The 18,427-nt window shown below is 55.5% G+C and carries 17 protein-coding genes; 6 read left to right on the forward strand and 11 right to left on the reverse strand.

Translation table 11 applies throughout. The features are described from left to right. Positions 1 to 44: 44 nt before the first annotated feature. Both A8O25_RS23330 and A8O25_RS23335 read right to left on the reverse strand, forming a co-directional pair. On the reverse strand, positions 45 to 200 hold the full coding sequence (locus tag A8O25_RS23330) for a hypothetical protein (protein WP_161947799.1): 156 nt from the start codon (positions 198 to 200) through the stop codon (positions 45 to 47). Beyond that, positions 197 to 334: a hypothetical protein gene (locus tag A8O25_RS23335; protein WP_161947800.1), complete on the reverse strand. Its 138-nt coding sequence runs from the start codon at positions 332 to 334 to the stop codon at positions 197 to 199. Before A8O25_RS23335 ends, A8O25_RS23330 begins: the two co-directional genes overlap by 4 nt. 248 nt (positions 335 to 582) lie before the next feature. On the opposite strand from A8O25_RS23335, the gene A8O25_RS20070 reads away from it, so the two are divergent. From A8O25_RS20070 to A8O25_RS20085, 4 genes are all read left to right on the forward strand, one after another. After that, positions 583 to 3,072: a PIG-L family deacetylase gene (locus A8O25_RS20070; RefSeq protein ID WP_066838964.1), complete on the forward strand. Its 2,490-nt coding sequence runs from the start codon at positions 583 to 585 to the stop codon at positions 3,070 to 3,072. Positions 3,073 to 3,428: 356 nt separating this feature from the next. Beyond that, positions 3,429 to 3,554 (forward strand): hypothetical protein, encoded by a 126-nt coding sequence (locus tag A8O25_RS24150; RefSeq protein ID WP_277620028.1) that lies wholly within the window; start codon positions 3,429 to 3,431, stop codon positions 3,552 to 3,554. Continuing rightward, positions 3,551 to 5,245: a sodium:solute symporter family transporter gene (locus A8O25_RS20080; protein ID WP_066838971.1), complete on the forward strand. Its 1,695-nt coding sequence runs from the start codon at positions 3,551 to 3,553 to the stop codon at positions 5,243 to 5,245. The genes A8O25_RS24150 and A8O25_RS20080 overlap by 4 nt, the downstream gene beginning before the upstream one ends. Positions 5,246 to 5,269: 24 nt before the next feature. Beyond that, positions 5,270 to 5,857 carry a nitroreductase family protein gene (locus tag A8O25_RS20085; RefSeq protein ID WP_066839002.1) on the forward strand — a complete coding sequence of 196 codons (588 nt, stop codon included), beginning with the start codon at positions 5,270 to 5,272 and terminating at the stop codon, positions 5,855 to 5,857. Between the two features lie 231 nt (positions 5,858 to 6,088). On the opposite strand, the gene A8O25_RS20090 is transcribed toward A8O25_RS20085, so the two are convergent. From A8O25_RS20090 to A8O25_RS24285, 8 genes are all read right to left on the reverse strand, one after another. Further along, on the reverse strand, positions 6,089 to 6,964 hold the full coding sequence (locus tag A8O25_RS20090) for a DUF2911 domain-containing protein (protein WP_066838976.1): 876 nt from the start codon (positions 6,962 to 6,964) through the stop codon (positions 6,089 to 6,091). 64 nt (positions 6,965 to 7,028) lie between these two features. Continuing rightward, positions 7,029 to 8,066: a M48 family metallopeptidase gene (locus tag A8O25_RS20095; RefSeq protein WP_066838977.1), complete on the reverse strand. Its 1,038-nt coding sequence runs from the start codon at positions 8,064 to 8,066 to the stop codon at positions 7,029 to 7,031. 576 nt (positions 8,067 to 8,642) lie between these two features. Continuing rightward, positions 8,643 to 9,878 carry an S-adenosylmethionine:tRNA ribosyltransferase-isomerase gene (locus A8O25_RS20100; RefSeq protein ID WP_066838979.1) on the reverse strand — a complete coding sequence of 412 codons (1,236 nt, stop codon included), beginning with the start codon at positions 9,876 to 9,878 and terminating at the stop codon, positions 8,643 to 8,645. 338 nt (positions 9,879 to 10,216) lie between these two features. Further along, positions 10,217 to 10,618: a DUF2721 domain-containing protein gene (locus tag A8O25_RS20105; RefSeq protein WP_066838981.1), complete on the reverse strand. Its 402-nt coding sequence runs from the start codon at positions 10,616 to 10,618 to the stop codon at positions 10,217 to 10,219. A gap of 33 nt (positions 10,619 to 10,651) precedes the next feature. After that, positions 10,652 to 11,146: a hypothetical protein gene (locus A8O25_RS20110; RefSeq protein ID WP_153042849.1), complete on the reverse strand. Its 495-nt coding sequence runs from the start codon at positions 11,144 to 11,146 to the stop codon at positions 10,652 to 10,654. Positions 11,147 to 11,310: 164 nt separating this feature from the next. Beyond that, positions 11,311 to 12,918 (reverse strand): type 1 glutamine amidotransferase family protein, encoded by a 1,608-nt coding sequence (locus A8O25_RS24275; RefSeq protein ID WP_338152773.1) that lies wholly within the window; start codon positions 12,916 to 12,918, stop codon positions 11,311 to 11,313. After that, a complete protein-coding gene (locus A8O25_RS24280; RefSeq protein WP_338152774.1) occupies positions 12,915 to 13,715 on the reverse strand; it encodes a M14 family zinc carboxypeptidase in 801 nt (266 codons plus the stop codon). The genes A8O25_RS24275 and A8O25_RS24280 overlap by 4 nt, the downstream gene beginning before the upstream one ends. After that, the gene (locus A8O25_RS24285) at positions 13,712 to 13,876 is read right to left on the reverse strand and encodes a hypothetical protein (protein ID WP_338152775.1); all 165 of its coding nucleotides are present in this window, start codon (positions 13,874 to 13,876) and stop codon (positions 13,712 to 13,714) included. The genes A8O25_RS24280 and A8O25_RS24285 overlap by 4 nt, the downstream gene beginning before the upstream one ends. A 166-nt stretch (positions 13,877 to 14,042) precedes the next feature. On the opposite strand from A8O25_RS24285, the gene A8O25_RS20120 reads away from it, so the two are divergent. Then, the gene (locus A8O25_RS20120) at positions 14,043 to 15,302 is read left to right on the forward strand and encodes an aspartyl protease family protein (protein ID WP_066839005.1); all 1,260 of its coding nucleotides are present in this window, start codon (positions 14,043 to 14,045) and stop codon (positions 15,300 to 15,302) included. A 56-nt stretch (positions 15,303 to 15,358) separates the two neighbouring features. Here the strand turns inward: A8O25_RS20120 and A8O25_RS20125 are convergent, their stop codons facing one another. Further along, positions 15,359 to 16,222, reverse strand: a complete 864-nt coding sequence (locus A8O25_RS20125) for an NAD(P)-dependent oxidoreductase (protein WP_066838991.1) — start codon at positions 16,220 to 16,222, stop codon at positions 15,359 to 15,361. A gap of 292 nt (positions 16,223 to 16,514) precedes the next feature. On the opposite strand from A8O25_RS20125, the gene A8O25_RS20130 reads away from it, so the two are divergent. After that, a complete protein-coding gene (locus A8O25_RS20130; protein ID WP_066838994.1) occupies positions 16,515 to 17,807 on the forward strand; it encodes a M20/M25/M40 family metallo-hydrolase in 1,293 nt (430 codons plus the stop codon). The last annotated feature ends 620 nt before the right edge of the window (positions 17,808 to 18,427 follow it).

The raw sequence follows: 18,427 nt of genomic DNA on the forward strand, positions 1-18,427 counted from the left end.
GGGCCAGGGCTGGTATTGTTGGTAATGAGATTTAATGGAAAACGTCAGTGGCTGATTGGTATGCTGTCGCGCAGCACCTGGTTTTGGGTGGTGGTAGACTTTGAGTTATTCTGTTCGCCTCTGGTGCTGGGGTTGCCCACCCCGGTCTGGGTTTTCTCTGTGGCAGTGGCCCCGGTGGTGTCATTGGGGTCAGGGTTCACATCCCGGTCTGATTCCCGTCCAGCTGTTCAGCATTCTGGTCAGCGCCTACGGTAGGCGGGGTGCCGGAACCCGAGTTGCAGGCAGACAAGCCGGTAATGCCAGCCGCCAGTGCCCATATCAATAGCTTTTTCATAGTTGTGGTTCTAGTTAGGTGGTCAATAGTTCTCTGTAAACTGGCAAACCCGCTAAAAAGTTATAGTTGAACCCCTTGCCCCGCCGGGTGGGTGGCGCCAGGGTTTATTTTACCTGCTTTTCAGAAGCAGAAATTGGTTGCCCGCAGGAAAGGGCGGTGCACAAACAGACCGAAAATTAGCTAGCTTTACCTTTGGAACAGACCGGACTGGCGGGGTTGGCAGCATCAAGTGAACATCATTGACTTTCATGGCTTTAACACGAACCGCCACCTGGGCGTGGCTTCTTTCTTTTGTTTTACTGGCGGCTCCCTCGTTTGGGCAGGGACCCCGCAAACCAAATGCCGCAGATATCAGGCAGGCGCTGGAGAAACTGAACGTGCTGGGCTCGGTGCTGTACTTTGCCGCCCACCCAGATGATGAGAATACGCGCCTCATTGCGTTTTTGGCCAATGAACGCAAACTGCGCACCGGCTACCTGTCGCTCACCCGCGGCGATGGCGGCCAGAACCTCATTGGGCCTGAGATACGGGAGGAACTGGGCCTCATCAGAACGCAGGAACTGCTGCAGGCGCGCCAGATAGACGGCGGCGAGCAGTTCTTCAGCCGTGCCAATGACTTCGGGTTTTCAAAGAACCCTGCAGAGACGTTTACCATCTGGAACCGGGAGCAGGTGCTGGCAGACGCCGTCTGGACCATCAGAAAGTTCAGGCCAGATGTGATCATCACCCGCTTTTCGCCCGTTCCCGGCGGAACCCACGGGCACCATACGGCCTCGGCCATCATTGCCCAGGAGGCCTTTGAGGCCGCCGCAGACCCCAAACGCTTTCCGGAGCAGTTGAAGACCGTAGAGGTGTGGCAGGCCAGGCGCCTGGTCTGGAACACCTCGTCTTTCTTCTACGGGCAGGGGCAGAAATTTGACACTTCTAACAAGCTCACGCTGGAAACCGGCCTGTACAACCCCTTGCTGGGGAAATCTTACAATGAAATTTCGGCTGAAAGCCGAAGCATGCACAAAAGCCAGGGGTTTGGCAGCAGCGGAAGCCGCGGCGAGGCCCTGGAATATTTTGAGCACCTGAAAGGCGACCGCGCCCAATCTGACTTGGTAGAAGGCGTTACCACCACGTGGAACCGCCTCAAAGGCGGCGAATCGGTTGGCAAAATCATCTCAGAGGCCATCAGAAACTACAATCCTGCCAACCCCTCGGCTAGCGTGCCCACCTTGCTGAAGGCAACATCGGCCTTGGCCAAACTCCCCAATTCTTACTGGAAACAGGTGAAGCAGGAGGAACTGGACCAGGTCATCAAAGCCTGTCTGGGGCTGTATCTGGAGGCCACCGCGCGGGATTATTCGGCCACGCCGGGAGAGGCTGTGAACATTCAGCTGGAGGCCACCAACCGTTCTGCCGTACCCGTAACGCTTACGCAGGTGGAGTACCTCTTCGCCAAGCGCGATACTACGGTGCAGCAGAAGCTGGAGAACGGTAAGCCGTTGATGCTACGGGTGTCTGTTCCTATTTCGCCTTCGGCGATGTATTCCCAGCCCTACTGGTTGCGACTGCCAGGCACCACGGGCATGTTCAGGGTAGACGAGCCAGAATTGATTGGACTGCCGGAAAACCCTGCGGCGGCCCAGGTGCGGGTGCAGGTAACGGTGCAGGGGCAGCCTTTGTCATTTACGCTCCCTGTGGTGTATAAGCGCACAGACCCGGTGGAGGGTGAGCAGTACCGACCGTTTGTGGTGACGCAGCCCGTATTTGTAAACCTCACCGAGAAAGTCTACGTCTTCCCAGATGCCCAGCCCAAACCAGTTACGGTGCGCGTGCGCGCGGGGCAGAACAGTCTGGAGGGGCAGGTCACGCTGCGGTTACCGCAAGGCTGGCGCGCGGCACCCGCCTCAGCTGATTTCAAACTGAACCAGAAAGGCGCGGAGCAAACCTTCACGTTTCAGGTGTACCCTGGCGCGCAGGAAACGGAGAGCACCATCAGCGCCGCTGTCTCCACCTTGGGTAGAAATTTCACTCAGGGCCTGAAGACCATTGAATATGCCCACATCCCCACGCAGACGTTATTTTCTGAATCTGAGGCCAAAGCCGTTAAGCTGGATATCAAGCGCAAAGGCCAGCGCATTGGCTATTTGATGGGCGCGGGAGACGAGATTCCCGCTAGCTTACAGCAGATTGGCTATACCGTAGACCAGCTGCAGGTAGATGATCTTTCTGCCGCCAACCTGCAGAAATATGATGCGGTGGTGACCGGCGTTCGGGCGTACAATACGCTGGAGCGCCTTAAGTTCCAGCAGCCGCAGCTGCTGGAGTACGTGCGCAACGGCGGAACTTTGGTGGTGCAGTACAACGTGAGCAACGGACTGGTGACCTCTGAGCTGGGGCCGTACCCCCTGAAACTCTCCAATGACCGGGTGACGGTAGAAGATGCTGAGGTCCGTTTCCTGAAGCCTGACCATGCGGTGCTGAATTCGCCCAACAAGATCACCCAGAAAGATTTCACGGGCTGGGTGCAGGAGCGTGGGCTGTATTTCCCTAATCAATGGGCGCCAGAATATGAGGCCATTTTGTCTATGAATGACCCAGGCGAAACTGCCAAGGAAGGAAGTCTGATGGTGGCCAAATACGGCAAAGGGCATTTCGTATATTCTGGGCTATCGTTCTTCCGGGAACTGCCCGCGGGCGTGCCTGGGGCGTACCGTCTGTTTGTGAACCTGCTGTCTTTGGGTAAATAGCGTTTTGGGGCTGTTTTTGAGAAAACAGGTCAAAAACGCACTGGAAGGTATAGCGCGTTCGTTGAGAGTATATTTGTAATGTAGATATGTGACTTCCAACCTCCGTTTTGTCATCCTGAAAGGATCTTGTGGGCAAATAGTAGAAATGGAGCTACGCAGAAAACTCAGCTATGCCAACCTCTTCATACCGATGGAGGTAGTAATGGAGCCGGAGAAGTACTTATCAAAAGGTACTACCGTTTGCCCACAAGATCCTTTCAGGATAACAAAAGGGGGAGAAGGTGAAAGAGGTGAAAATCTCTTTTTGGGGCTACCTTATATTCCGTTTATAAATCAGTAGATTTTCACCACCAACTATGAAAAAAGGAGACATTGACCCGCCGCCGTTCTTTAAAACCTGGACAGGCATGTACTGGCTGGTGCTGGGCGTGCTGGCGGGGTTGATCGTGCTCTTTTACCTGATCACGGAGGCCTACAGATGAGCAAGCTGGACTGGGGCGTGCTGGTGGGCACCATCGCGTTTATTGTGATCTACGGCGTCTGGAAAACCCGCCACACCCGCAACATGCAGGGCTTCCTGAAAGCCGACAATACCGAGCGCTGGTGGATGATGGGGCTTTCCATCATGGCTACCCAAGCCAGCGCCATTACTTTTCTCTCTACCCCAGGGCAGGCGTTTGATGACGGCATGCGGTTTATCCAGTTCTACTTCGGGTTGCCGCTGGCCATGGTGGTGTTGTCTATCACGGCCATTCCCATTTATTACCGCCTCAAGGTCTACACCGCCTATGAGTACTTGGAGAGCCGGTTTGACCTGAAGACCCGCTCCCTGGCGGCCTTTCTGTTTCTGTTGCAGCGGGGGCTTTCTACCGGGATTACCATTTATGCCCCGGCTATCATCCTTTCGGCCATTCTGGGCTGGAATTTAACGGCCACCATTCTCTTCATTGGCGTGGTGGTGATCTTCTACACGGTGGTGGGCGGCACCAAGGCGGTGAGCCAGACCCAGCGCCTGCAGATGACCGTGATGCTGGGCGGCATGCTGGTGGCGGCAGTGGTGGTGGTGCGGCTGTTGCCGGAAGGGGTGGGGTTTTCAGAGGCCTTGGTGGTGGCCGGTAAAATGGGCAAGCTGAACCTGGTAGACCTGAACTTCAACCCCAATGACCGTTACAACGTGTGGTCCGGGCTCATTGGCGGCTTCTTCCTTTCGCTGTCCTACTTCGGGACTGACCAAAGTCAGGTGGGGCGGTATCTGGGGGGCGAGACCATAGCGCAGAGCCGTCTGGGTTTGCTCATGAACGGTCTGGTCAAGGTGCCTATGCAGTTCCTGATCCTGCTGGTGGGGGTGCTGGTGTTTGTCTTTTACCAGTTCCACCAGCCGCCCCTGTACTTTAACCAGCAGCAGGCTGATAAGGTAAGGAACTCTGATGCTGCCCCAACGTGGCAGAAATATGAGGCGACGGCGCAGGAGGCGTTTACCGAGAAGCGCGAGGCGGCCCTTGCCTTGGTCAAAGCCCACCAGAGCCAGGATGCACCAGGGGTGGCAGAAGCGGCCCGGCGCGCCCAGCTGGCCGAAACGGCCCGGAAGTCCATCAGGGCAGAGGCGCAGGCGCTGGTGAAGGCGAAGAACAACGGCATTGACCTGAAAGATACTGACTATGTCTTCCTCACGTTTGTAACGCAGCAGCTGCCGCGGGGACTGGTGGGCCTGCTGCTGGCGGTGGTGCTGTGTGCCGCCATGGGAAGCACGGCCTCGGCATTTAGTTCGTTGGCATCTACCACGGTGGTTGATGTGTACAAACGGTCCCTGAACAAAACCGCGTCTGACCAGCACTATGTCAATGCATCACGCTGGTTCACCATTGGCTGGGGCACGGTCTCCATCTTTTTCGCCCTGTTCGCCTCGCAGCTGGAAAACCTGATTCAGGCGGTGAACATTCTGGGCTCCTTGTTTTACGGCACCATTCTGGGTGTTTTTGTGGCGGCGTTTTATTTCAAGCGTTTAACAGGCAACCCGGTTTTCTGGGCGGCGGTGCTGACCCAGGGCATTATCTTTCTGCTGTACTATGCCACCCCCATTGCGTATCTCTGGTATAACCTCATTGGGTGTGTGCTGGTGGTGGTGCTGGCGTATCTGCTGCAGCCGTTGCTTAGAAAGGCCGCCACAGAGTAATGTTTTTATTTTATGATGTTTACCATGAGCAACCCTTCTTATCAAGCCATACAACAGGTCATCACCGGCCGAAGAACGATCAAACCCGCCCAGATGAACGGGCAGTACATTCCCAACAGTCAGGTTCAGGAACTGCTTGCCCTGGCTGACTGGGCCCCTACGCACGGCTACACTGAGCCATGGCGCTTTCTGGTGTACGCCCACGCAAAGGTGCAGGATTTTTGTTCGGCGCACGCCGAACTCTACAAAGCCAACACAGACCCGGAGAAGTACCTGGAGTTCAACTATGAGAAGCTGCGGCACATGGGTGATAAGGCCTCGCACGTGCTGGTGGCCTACATGCGGCGGGGCGATCTTCCTAAAATCCCTGCCTTAGAAGAGGTAGCCGCCACCTCCTGCGCCATTCAGAACCTGCTGCTGGGAGCCGCCGCCCTGGGTATTGCCAGCTATTGGGGCTCAGGGGGTATGGCCTACCGCCCGGCCATGAAAGAACTGCTTGGGCTCAGAGAGGAAGATGTGGTGCTGGGAATCTTGTACCTGGGTTATACAGACAGCCCCTGGCCTGATGGAAAGAGAACCGTGCCGTTAAAAGAGAAGGTGACGTGGGTGTAAGAAGTATCAGTTCTGTTTTCGCTGTTTTTCTTAAAACAGCCCGAAAACAGAAAACCAGTAGCTGCAAAGAGTAGGTGTTCAGCTACCATAAGTAGATTCTCCCCTGTGGAGCGCAGCGCAGAAGCAAGTTTTCATCAGAGTCATCTTTAGTACTAAAACAGGAATCCCCGGCAGTTGACCTGCCGGGGATTCCTGTTTTAGGGCTGTTTTATGAAAAACAGGCCAGAAACGCTATTTCTTGCCTTTGATCTCTGCAAGGAGTTTCTCGTTCAGGGCTACATAATCTGCGTTGTTTTCTTTTTTGGCCAGCTCCAGTGATTTTTGGGCGGTGGCAGTGGCGCCTTTGTAGTCTTTGGCTCTGGCTTGGGCTTTGGCCTGGTAGTGCAGGTTCCAGAACTTAGGGTCTTTCTCGTTGGCCAGTTTGAACCAGGTAATGGCCTGCTTCAGGTCTTTGCCGTTGTCTGCGTAGTAGTTGGCCGCTGAGGCATAGAGGGTGGGCGTCACGTTGGTGCCGTTGATCACTTTCTCCTGGATCTGGGCCATTACCTTGGTGTCAACATCTGTGGTGATTTTTACCGGCACCAGCGTGTTTTCCCACATAATGTTCATCACCCCGCTGTTGTTGGTGAGGTCAGAGAAGCCAATGGTGAAGGTTTCTGCTTTATCTGCCAGCTTTTGGGCAGGTACTTTGAACCGGACCAGGTCTTCTTCCTGCTTATACGCGGCTCCGCCGTCACCCCAGTGCTTGGTGTTTTTGTGAATCACAATGGTCCACTCGTTCTCCCCTGGCAAGGTATACAGGGCGTACTGACCGGCAGGTACCTTGTTTCCTTCCAGGGTCACCTCATCAGAGAAGGTAAGTTTGGTAGAGGCGTTGGCGCCGGTTCTCCAAAACCTGCCGTAAGGCACAAGGTCCCCAAAGATTTTGCGGCCTTTGGTGCTGGGTCTGGAGTACTCTAAGGTAACATCTGTCAACCCAACAGGTTGCTTCACCGTGGCGGTGGGGCTGGCAGCCGGCATTTTAATCTGGGCGCTGGCCGCAGATCCAATCAGTAAAAAGGCGCAGGCAACTGCCCACATCAACTTCATAGACATCATTTTTTTCATAGGTGCACTTCAATTAATTCTCCTGATTTAGGATTGTAATATTAGCAAAAAGAAACAACTCCACCTATTGGGTGGCCGTGTCCAGCCTGGCCCAGATCTGCTGTAGGGCGGGGGCGGGGGCAGGCTGATAAGGGTGCCGTTTCATCAGCTCCTGCAAATGGGCCAGGCGGTCTGCCGTGAGCGGGTGGGTACTCAGCAGGGCCGGCGGCTCTGCCCCGGCGGGAACCGCCTCTTGGAGCCGCTGGAACAGGCGCTGCATGCCCTGTGGCGCCAGCCGGTTGGCTTTGAGCAGCAGGAAGCCCTGTTCATCTGCCTCTTCTTCCAGGGAGCGGCTGTACTGTAGGGAGTCCAGTTGATCAGCATTCTCCAGCAGAAGGGCGGCCAGTCCGCTTATGTCATTGAACAGGAGGGAGACCAGGAGATAGGTGGAGAGGCTTCGGGCGAGGGCGCGCAGGGTGTGGCGGTGCTGGCTGTGGGCGAACTCATGCCCCAAAAGGGCGGCCAGTTCCTCAGGCGACTCCAGCCGGTTGAGCAGCCCCGTATAAACCACCAGTTGCCCGCCCGGCAGCGCGAAGGCATTGACCGTCTCCTGGTTGACCACCGTGACCTGAAGCGGATACTGGGTCACCACCCTCAGCTCCTGCAGAAAGCGGTTCACCTCTTTGGTCCGGGCCGTGTCAACGTCATTGGGGTCAACGGTCTGGGCATACAGTTGCTGCCCCAGCTTTACCTCCGCCTCCGGCGGAAGCTGGCGCACCGCCCAATCAGCGAGGGCGGGTAATACAAAGAAATAGCAGGCCAGCAGCCCGCCAATGAGCAGCAGCAGGAGCAGGTAAAGAGCAGAGCGGTTCGGTTTGGCGGCAGGCAACGCGTTTCTGTGGAACACCGCTGCCGGGTACGCCTGCCGGATGTGTTCGGCAAAGGTGGGGGAAACCACCTCCAGGGCCAGTACCGGCTCCTGCCCAAATCTCAGCACGGTAAGGTCTGCCTTCCGGTAGGCGTGCGGGTGAAGCTGGGGGGCAGGCCAAAAGAGGGCGGGCTGCCGGTTCGCCTCAAACTCCAGTTTGAGACCTTCTGGCTCTGGGGTAACCTCTACGGGCATGCGCGTGAAGGGCTTTGGGTGAGCATTCCGGAATAGGAGGAGGGGTAACGCATGGCGGTCAAGGGCTGTTGAGGATGCAAGGTGCAGTTTACATTTTTTCCGGTAAAACCAGAGGCGGAAAAGCCGTGACAGCCAACTTCTGCCCTCGTTCCTGCGCCTTTGTGCCCTGGCCTTTGCCCTCAGTGCTGTTTTTGGCCTGTTTTCCCCAAAACAGCAAAAACAGGAAGAGGCTCTCTTGCCAAGGGAGAAGGTTGCCGCTACTGGTTCACCGGGCAATACCGTTGCTGCCCCCGCGGCCATCTGGCCTCTGCAGGAATGGTAGAAGTGGGCCACCTTGCTGTTCAGTTGCCTGCGCCGGGTTTTTCAGGAATTGCAGCGGTGACACAGAGAGAGGGTGCCGTATTGGTTAGCAGCTGCATGGGTTGGCTGGGAAAGCGTTTTCGGCAGAGCCGAAAGGGAGGGCCATACCTTTTGTCTGGAAGGGTGGGAGAGATATAGCACCTGAGCGGCCAGACCCTGAGGAAAGCTGATTTCTGTTTTGGGGCTGTTTTCTGAAAAACAGCCCCAAAACAGAAATCAGGGAAGCAGGAGTGAACTGTCACCGTAGCTCAGAAAGCGGTAGCCGTTGGCCAGGGCGTGTTTATAGACTTTTTGCCAGGTGGGGCCAATGAGGGCGGCTACCAGCAGCAGCAGCGTGCTTTGGGGCTGGTGAAAATTGGTGATCAGGCCAGTGCAGAGTTTAAAGCTGTAGCCGGGGGCAATCAGAATACGCGTGGTGGCCTGCAGGTACGGCAGCTGGTTTTCATCCAGGTAATGCAGCAAGGCCTCCAGGGCTTCCTGCACAGACAGGGTGGTGCGTACGTCATACGGGAACCACTGGGGCAGAACCAACTCCTCCTCATCCTCGGGCGGGAGCAGGCCCAATGAAATGCCGGCACCCAGCCAGTAAAGGCTTTCCAGGGTGCGCATAGAGGTGGTGCCTACAGGAATGATGGGTTTGCCCAGGTGGTGCAGGAGCTTTTCAATCATCTGGCGGCTTACGTTCAGCTGCTCGCCGTGCATGTAATGGTACTGCATGAGGTCTGCCTTGACGGGTTTGAACGTGCCGGCGCCCACGTGCAGCGTAACAAAGGCCTGCTGGTGCCCTTGCTGCTGAATACGCTCCAGGAGATCAGGGGTGAAGTGCAAACCGGCGGTAGGGGCCGCCACCGCCCCTTTTTCTGCGGCGTACACCGTCTGGTAACGGTCCTGGTCACTGACTTCTGCATCACGGTTCATGTACGGGGGCAGGGGCAGCAAACCAGCCTTCTCCAGAATCTCCGCAAAGGTGAGTTCGCCGGGGCTCCAGGTGAAATGAATGGCATACCCTTCCTCTGCCGGGGCCAGGCGCTCTGCCCAAAGCGTTCCGTCCTGCGGGTAAGGCCCCAGCGGCATTTCCAGGCGGCTGTCTTTCCAGCGTTTGTTGTTTCCCACCAGGCATTTCCAGACCACAGAATACGTTTGCTGCATGGCCACCTGTACCTCCCGCACCGGTTCCAGCGGCTCCAGGCAGAACAGCTCAATCATGCCGCCGGTGGCTTTCTGAAACCGAAGCCTTGCCTGTACTACCTTGGTGTCATTGAAAACCAGCATGGCCTGCGGGGGCAACACGGTAGCCAGGTCCTTGAACTGTCCGTCTGAGATCTTGCCCTGCCGGCAGAGCAGCAGGCGTGACTGGTCCCGCACCTCCAGCGGAAACTGGGCTATGCGGTCTTCTGGTAAATCATAGGTGAAATCAGTGATGGAAAGCTGTCTGGGGTGTTGGTTACTCATGCTCGTGTTATGCGAAGAAAAGACAAAGGTAGGAAGTGGAACCCAGCTACAATAGTCTGCGGCAAATGTATACAAAAACAAAATTCCTACTGCCAAAGCAATGGTTGACCCAAAGATACCCCAGCGCCCGGCATGAGGAGGCAAGGTTTCGTTCAACCTTTAAAAAGACGCCTTGAATATAAAGGAATAGGACGAATTGAAGGGAAAGGTGAAGCTGATTGGTTCTTGGCCGGTAGGCCTGGAACCAGACCGGGCAAGGCGGGCAAGAGCAGGTTTTAAATGGGCACCCCCTTTTGATCTGCCCCGCTCACCGGTTAAAGGCTGGCGCAGGGTCGCCCTTACTTGCTCTCTTCCTGTTCAATGTCACTTAACTCCAGCTCCAGGGCCTTGACGGAGATTTGGATCTCCCACAGGGAGAGCGCCATGGAAATCATGAGCAGGATAAGGCTCAGGCCGAAGATTATCTTCCCGGCGGTTTGCCAGCCCTCATACAGAGAGAACATGCACAGCACGCAGGAGAACATGCTGCCAATACCAAAGGCCTGCATGTTCCTGATCAGCAGGAGCCGGGTGCGCAGGTTCTGGATCTGCCCAAAAATGAGGCGGTTCTGGGTGGTTTTGTACTGGTGTTTCAGGTTTCTGATCAAAGAAGCCAAGGCCATAAACCGGTTGGTGAACGCCAACAGCAACAAGGAGAGCGCCGGGAAAAGAAGGGCCGGGGTGGTGAGGGTGATTTCCATCAGGAGGCGGCGTATGAGAAACCGGTAACGTTGCTACGCATGGGTGTCCGGGTCCTCCTGGTCAAACTCCAGGTCCTGGGCCAGATCTAACGCCTCCACAATAATCTCATCTGCTTCCTCTTTAGAGGATGCGTGCAGGGTGGCCTCAAAGAGGGCCAGTACCGCCTCTGCCTCTGTGTTCACATAGAGGTCTGTGTAAAGGTCTTCAAAGAGGTGGCTTTTCTGCTGAATGGTTTTGTCAATTTCAGCTACGTTGCCGGCTGCCAGCGCCTGCTGGAGCAGGTCCCGCACCTCCTGGCTGTCTTCGTCGCCGCCCAGGTCCATGAGCAGTTGCATGAGCAGGATCCCAATGCCCAGGCGCAGCCGCTCAAACCGGTAGCTGATCTCCTCCTGGCTTTTGCGGCCGGGCCTCGCGTCTTTGAACGCCTGGTTCAGGTCTTGGTACAACGGGGAAAGCTGGGGTTGTAAAGAAGCGTGGTCTTGGGTAAGAACCAGATCCACCAACTGCTGATAGTGTGAGGCGCTCATGCGTGCAAGGAATAAGGTGCTGAAACAGGTTTTTGTGCCGGCCTTGGCCAACTGGCGGGGCAAGTTAGGAAAAGAACGGATGCGTTTTAGCCTTGGTTTTCTAAAAACAGCTCAAAAACAGCCGGTGCTCCCTATCTAAGGGAGGCACCGGCAGAAACAGGCTCTTATCTGGCAGACGCGCCGCTAATGATAGACCCAAAGAAGATACTGTTCAGGAAAAGTTTGTTGGTGCCGTACCAGAACGCCCTGAAATTGGGGTTGTCAATGATGCCAATCACCCGGCCGTTGCCCACCGCTGACACGCCAATGGCCGCAGAATTCTTGATTCTGGCATAGTTCTGTTTGCTGATGTAGCCCGCTTGCAACGGTTCAGCGGTGTACATCAGCGGATTGGCAAAAGGATTGGCCACCCGCTCCAGTGACAGGCTGCTGTTTCTGAAGATGCTCAACAGCGGTTGGGTGTAGCCGTAGCCCAGCGGATGGGTCAGGTCTAACCGGGTCTCAAAGATGGCACCGCCTATTTCCTGCGCGCCCTGCGTGTTCTGGAGGTCAGCGTAAGCCAGCTGGCTGCCCCTGGTGTCTCCATTGCCGGTGCCGCTTCTAAACGTGAAGTCTCCTATCTTGTTGTCAGCTAGCCATTTCACGGCATTGCCGGTGGCAAGAAGGGTGCCGCCCGCCTGCACCCAGGCGCGCAGTTTGTCACGGGAGGCGGTGGTGAGGTCGTTAAAGGAGCCGTCTGGCAGAATGAGGGTGGTGTAGCGGTTCAGGCTGGCCCGGTTAAAGCGGTCCTGGTTGAGCAGCGTCAAGGGCATCCCGAAGCGGTCATCCAGCAGGTGCCAGATTTCGCCGGCGTCCAGATACCCAACCCCGTCGCCCACCACCATGGCCACCTTAGGCGTTGAAAGCCCCAGCATGTTAGGGCTGCCCAATTTGATTCCCTTGCCGCTCAGGCCGGAGCCCAGGCTGTGCAGGGTGATGCCGTCTTCCTGCGCCACAGCCTGCAGGCGGGTGTGCAGCGCCTCCGGGGAAAGCGGTTGCCCTGCGGCCGAAATCAGAATTGTGCCGTACCCAAACTCTTTCCCCTCCGGGGAGGTGAACGGGCTGGTGGCCACCCGCGTCTGGATTCCCTGCCTCTGCAGCTTGTACAGTGCCCGCGGTGCGTAATAGCCGGTCCATTCAAACGCATAGGCATAGGCGGGAGAGCCGCCCTCCAGTTTGCCGGTTGGCCTCACCACTTTTTCCACCCGGGGGCCAAACGCCTGGGTGTTGTTCAAGGGCGCGTACGCTAAATCAAACGCCAGCGGAAACGTCCAGGCAGAAATATCATAGAAGAGGCTGTCCTGAAAGGTGGTACGTTTCTCAAACATGGCCAGAATGAGCTTGTACTGCGGTTGTTCCAGCGGTACAATAAAGGCGTTCTCTGGGGTGTAGGTGGCTTTGCCAAGGGTAATGTTCTGCTTAGGCCGGTGTAACCGAATCTGGTGCTGCTGCATGATCTCGGCCAGGTGGTACGCCCGCATGGGATCCTGTTCAGCACTGAAGATATAGCCTTTCACCTTGTCTCTGGCGGCTTCTTTGACTGCTTGCTGGTAAAAAGTGCGCTGGTGTTCCAGCAACTCTTCCCGCAGGTTGACAGCCGCCTCTAAACTGGAGAGGGTGGTGGTGAACTGGTTTCTGATGGTAAAGGGGAACGTGAGCACCCCGTTTACACTCTCCTGCGCATGGCCGCGGGAGCTGGCCTGCTCAAACAAGATGCCAATGGCGCCGTTCACATCTGGGTAGGTAGAGCCCTTCCCGTAGTAGAAGTCATCATAATCCTGTTCTGTATAGTACAGCGAGCCAATCTTGTCCAGGGCCCTGCGTGATAGGTGCCAATCTTTTGCGTGAGCTTGAAATTGCTAAGCGGCGTGAGCGGGTGGTTCCGGCTGGGTACGCCCGGCTGGAAGAAAAACGTGGAGTTGGTGCCCATCTCGTGGTGATCGGTTAGCAGGTTGGGCTTCCACTCGTGGAACTTGGCCAAGCGCCCTCTGGACTCCGGGTGCTGCAGCGGGAGCCAGTCGCGGTTCAGGTCAAACCAGTAGTGGTTTGTGCGCCCGCCCGGCCAGGTTTCTGAGAACTCCCGGTGGTTGGGGTCTGTGACCAGGTTTTTGCCGCGGTTGGCGTTCACCCACGTAGAGAACCGCTGCAGGCCGTCTGGGTTAATGCTTGGGTCTACCAGAATAACTGTTTGGCGCAGCAGGTTGTCTATTTCAGGGCCCTGGGCCGCCGCCAGGTGGTAGACCGCCAGCAAAGATGCGTTTGTGCCGCTGGGTTCGTTCCCGTGTACGCTGTAGCCCATCCAGACCACCGCGGGCATATCTTTCAGGCTCAGTTTGCCTGAGACAGCGGGATCAGTGAGCTGCTGGTGCTGCGCCTTGATCTGGTCCAGGTTCTGGTGGTTCTCTTTAGAGGTAATAGTGAGCAGTACCAGCGGGCGGTTCTCATGGGTGCGGCCGTATTCAGTAAGAGTGAGGCGGTCAGAGACAAAATCTACCACTCGCAGGTAGTTGAGCAGCTGGTCATGGGTCACATGCCATTCACCACCTCATACCCCAGCACCTGTTTGGGGGTGGGGATTTTCTGGTCATAGCTGAGGTGGGCAGGAAGGTAGTAGGAGAGGGTGGGCTGGGCAAAAGCGGGCAGGCAGAACCCTACACAAACCAGATGGATCAGGATCAGAAGCTTCTTCATGAAGAATAGAAAGGGTGGCAGAAAAGGAAGAATTGGCCAATGCAAGATGGGGGCAATTTTCCCATTTCGCAAGTACCTTTTGTGAACCTGGGGGAGCAGGGGGAGATTTCCTGCTTTGTATAAAATATCTTATATTGAACGGGTTATACTGTTGCTGATCTGGTCTATGTGGCTTCTTAGGGGAGTACTCTTCTGCTGCACGCTCTACTGCCTCCTGCAGGGTGGTCTGGCTGTGGCGCAGCCAGAGCAAAAAGCGGTAGAGGAACTGCAGTTTCCGGCGGGCCGGAACAAGGTGCGCATCCCGTTCAAACTGATCCATAACCTGATCATTGTGCCGGTGCAGATCAATGGTTCAAAGCCCCTTTATTTTGTGGTAGATACCGGGGTAGACCGGGTGTTGCTGTTTGAACTGGGCGTAACCGATACCATTTCCCTGAACAATGTGGAGCACCTCACGCTGCGGGGGCTGGGGAAGGGGGAAGGCCTTAAGGCGTTTGCCTCAGTGGGGAATAAGATTAAAATAGCCGGGGTGGAGGCCTCTAACCAGGAACTGTTAATTCTGGAGGAAAACGTGTTTGACCTGTCTTACCGCCTGGGGGTGAATGTGAATGGCATCATTGGCTACCCGTTGTTCAAAAATTTTGTGGTGGAGATAGATTACGCCAACGGCTATCTTACCCTTTACAAACCCGGTAAATACCCCCAAAACAAGAAGAAGCGCTTTACAGAGGTCCCGCTCATGATTGAAGGGGCAAAACCCTACCTGAACGCAGAGGCTGTTTTCCCCAGCGGGCTGAGGCAACCCGTCAAGCTGATTATTGACAGCGGTATGAGTACGTCGGTGATGCTGTACCCCCCAACCCTGAACGGGGCAATTCTGCCCAGCCCCACTATCTCCGCGTATCTGGGCCGGGGGCTCAACGGCGATATCTTAGGGGAAATTGGCAGAATCCAGGCGTTGCACATTGGCGGGTACCGGCTGCACAAACCCGCGGCTTCTTTTCCAGACACGGTTTCCATCAGGCACGCGTTAGGCATGAACAACCGCAACGGGAACCTGGGCGCAGATGTGCTGCAGCGGTTTAAAGTGGTCTTTGATTACGGAAACGCCACCATGCTGCTTTCCCCCAATTTCAAGTACAAAAAGCCCTTTTATTTCAACCTCAGCGGCATGGAGCTGAGCTCTCCCATTCCGGGGTTGAATTACTACACCATTTCTGAGGTGATTCCAGACTCCCCGGCCCATGTTGCCGGTTTGAAGGCGGGAGACGCCTTGGTTACCATCAACGGCATAAAAGTGGCAGACAAATCGCTGGCCGAGGTGCTTCATTTCTTTCAGAGCAGACCCGGGAGAAACCTGAGGTTGCAGGTGAGAAGAGACACAGAAGCATTTGAAACCACCCTTACCTTGCGGGATGTCATCTAATCAGGTGTGTTTCTGTTTTCGGCCTGTTTTCTGAAAAACAGGCGAAAACAGAAATCTTATTTGGGGTTGATGAACTGGTAAACGGCAGAGAAGTCTTCACCGGCCAAACCCGCTTGTTTGGCCTGGGCAAACAGTTCTTTTGCCGCATGCAGGAACGGCAGCGCAATCTCCTGCTCATAGGCCGTGACACCGGCCAGGTGCAGGTCTTTGTGCATCCATTCCAGCGGGAACTCAGGGCTGAAATCACGGGAGAGGAGTTTGTTTTCCTTCCCTTTCAGGAAAGGGGCGCCGCCGGGGCCATTGAGCAGGGTCTGGCAAAGGGTTTCTTCTGTCATGCCCAGGGAGGTGCCCAGTTTCAGGGCTTCAGCAAACGCCACCATGATCTGCCCAAAGAGCATGTTGTTCACCATCTTCATGCTGGCGCCCTGCCCGTGGCCGCCAATGTGTAAAACAGCTTTGCCCATGGCGTCCAGCAGCGGCCTGATCTCAGTAATGTCATTTTCTTCGCCCCCAATCAGGAAAACCAATTGCCCGTTCTCTGCCGGGGCCAGGGAGCCGGAAACGGGCGCGTCCAGAAAGCGGTGCCCCATTTTGAGCGCCGCTTTGGCCATCTGGCGGGAGAAAGACGGGTTCACGGTGCTGCAGTCTACCCAGAGCGAATGGCCGGGGAGCTCCTTCAGGAAACCCTGCTGGCCCAGCGCCACCTCCAGCACCGCCTCCGGGGTGGACAGCATGGTGAACACCAGACGGCACTGGCGCCCCACCTCTTCCGGTGACGGCGCCAGTACCGCCCCCGCCTTCACCAGCGCCTCTGCCTTGTCTGGGGTGCGGTTGAAGACTACCAGTTCATGCCCCGCTTTCTGCAGGTTGGCGGCCATTCGGCTGCCCATGATGCCTAATCCTATAAATCCTATTTTCATGTTTACTTAATTGATATGACACTAAGTAATACGTTGGGGCGGGCTAAAGCAAACCGTTTTCTTGCCGGCGTTTTCTGTTTTGAGGCTGTTTTCTGAAAAACAGGCCGAAAACAGGAAATTGCAGCTCAGATGGATGGCAGAAGTTTTCCGTTTCCTCAAAAAGAGCTAAACTTACCCGCAGGTTGCCTCTCTGCCACAAAATGCTGTAAGGTTTTGATGGTGGGAGCGACTCTTATTACCTATGCCCGCCCCCCGGAAGCGCGGGTGCGTACCTCTACCTTTACCATACCCCATGAACCTGAAAAAGTACCTTGCCCTCTCCCTGGTAGCCCTGCCGCTGTCAGGAGCCTTCGCCCAAAAAGACATTCAGCAGCAAGACGTGGAGCGCATCATCAAAACCCTGGCCTCAGATGAGATGCGGGGGCGCCAGACCTTCACGCCCGGCATAGACAAGGCCGCTGATTTCATCTCTGCTGAATTTAAGAAGATTGGCCTCCAGCCGCTGGCCGGCGACACTGATTTCAAGCAGGAGTTCAAGATGTTCAGGCTGAAGCCGGAGAAGGCCACCGTGGAGATCAATGACAAGGACCTGAAGCCGGAGGAGTTTTTCTACACCACCGGGCACCGCAAGTTTGAGTGGGAGGAAAAAGCGCCCCAGCCGGTGTTCATTGGGGAGAACGATGATTTCAGAAAAGCCTTTGGCGCCGCCATGCGGGGGGAGAAAGATGCTTTGATTGTGGTGCACCCCAAGCATGAGGCCATGTTCAAACGCTATGCCGGTTTCTTTAAGCAGTCAAGCCCGGTAATGGAAATAGGCAAAGGGGCTACCCATGTCTTTGTGCTGTCTCCGCTCACCTCGCTCTCCTCGTTTGAGGTAGAAATCAAGAATGAGGTAGAGGAGCTGTCCCTGGCCAATGTGGCGGGCATGATCCCGGGCAAGCGTGCCCAGGAGTACCTGGTTTTCTCCGGTCACTATGACCACATTGGTATTCTGAAACCGGTGGCGGGTGACTCCATTGCCAACGGCGCTGATGATGACGCCTCTGGGACTACCGCGGTGATCACCCTTGCCAAACACTTTAAGAAGCAACCCAAACCAGAGCGCACGCTGATCTTTGTGGCCTTCACCGCCGAGGAGATTGGCGGCTTTGGGTCGCAGTATTTCTCTAAGCAGCTGAACCCAGATGAGATTGTGGCCATGTTCAACATTGAGATGATTGGCAAAGGCTCTAAGTTTGGCCCGAACAGCGCCTACGTTACCGGCTTTGAAAAATCTGACTTCGGTACGTTGCTGCAGCAGGCGGTGAAAGGTACCACTTACAGCTTCCACCCAGACCCGTACCCAGACCAGAACCTGTTCTACCGCTCAGACAACGCTACCCTGGCTAAATTGGGAGTGCCGGCGCACACCATTTCCTCCGTGCAGATTGACCAGGACAAACTCTACCACTCTGTAGATGATGAGGTGGAGAGCCTGGACATGGCGCACATGACCAATATGATCAAGGCCATTGCCATGGGCGCGAAAGATTTTGTGCAAGGCAACAAGACGCCTAAACGAGTAGATAAGGCACAGGTGCAGTAAGGTTGGGCATTGTCTGTCAGACAGAAGGCATACGCCGTACGCCACAAGACTCAAGACATAGGGAAGCTTCCGTTTTTGCGCTACTTTCTGGAAAAGAGGCCAAAAACGGAAGCTTTTCTTTTTACGCTTTGGTACTATAAGGTGACCCCCGCGAGGGCTACACCCTGAATATCTTTTGATGCTGCACCTCCCTCTCTTTCAACATCTTCTTTCTGTCATTCTCCAAAGATCTTATAGGCAAGCGAGTGAGGCAGTGATGTACTGGTTTTGCCATTCGTGAACAAGGTCATTTCAGGAGGAAAACTGAAGAATGCTTCTAAAAAGTCTGGGCTCCGGCATAAATGAACCGTCTGCCAGACACCCTGACGGTGCTTAAATGATGCGGGTCTCTCTGTGAATCATAATACGCCCGTATCTTCCTGTGCGCATGCAGACAACCTTTGGAAAGGGAGACAATCTGCTACAGAACCTATGTTCAAAAATAAGGGAAAGAGCAGCAAGGAAGAGCCTGTTGCTGGGACTTGTGCAATACAGGCTCCCAAAGAAGTGGTTTAATTCCTGATTCCAGGTTAAAAGAGAAACCCGCCTGTTGCGCTGTTCTGAAACTGTCGAAAAACAGG

Source organism: Rufibacter ruber (assembly GCF_001647275.1).
Taxonomy (GTDB): domain Bacteria; phylum Bacteroidota; class Bacteroidia; order Cytophagales; family Hymenobacteraceae; genus Nibribacter; species Nibribacter ruber_C.